This is a genomic window from Aerococcus sp. L_32, from assembly GCF_050689315.1.
This window is the reverse complement of sequence record NZ_JBOEQF010001192.1, coordinates 1-560: the sequence shown is the minus strand read 5'-3', so window position 1 is coordinate 560 and position 560 is coordinate 1. Positions and strand designations below refer to the sequence as shown.

Sequence of the window (560 nt, the reverse complement as noted above, 5' to 3'; positions counted from 1 at the left end):
CGTTGCTTGGGTACCGGGGGCCTATGAAATCCCGCTTACAGCTGCAACGATGGCTGAAACAGGTAAATACGATGCGATCATTACACTGGGTGCTGTGATTAGAGGGGCTACAAGTCATTTTGATGTGGTGGTTAATCAAGCGTCAAGTGGGGTATCTCAAGTAGGTTTAACGCATAAATTACCGGTCATTTTTGGTGTCTTAACCGTTGAAAACATCGAACAAGCTATTGAACGATCTGGTACTAAAGCAGGTAACCTTGGTTTTACTTATGCAACGAATGCTATTGAAATGATTAATTTATTCAAGGAAATTAAACAACAATAGGTCATCAATCCATATGAAAATATCTCTAACAGCACAAGACTAGCTTTAATTTTAAATCATGGTAAGATGGATGTTGGAACAATAAAGCGCATTCAATTATCATATCTTTCTGATGATTTGCGCAAAAAGCTTAAGGAGACTTCATATGACGATTCAATTTAAACAAACATTAGCGCCAGCTAAGGATAATTCTGGAAAACCTATCATTTTAAGTGACGCTACCTTCGCTCAACGC

At 38.4% G+C, this 560-nt stretch carries 1 protein-coding gene; it reads left to right on the top strand.

All coding sequences use genetic code 11. The features are described from left to right. On the top strand, positions 1–325 hold a 325-nt coding region (gene ribH / locus ACRCJ0_RS18885), incomplete at its 5' end, for a 6,7-dimethyl-8-ribityllumazine synthase (protein ID WP_431391737.1). Between the last annotated feature and the right edge of the window lie 235 nt (positions 326–560).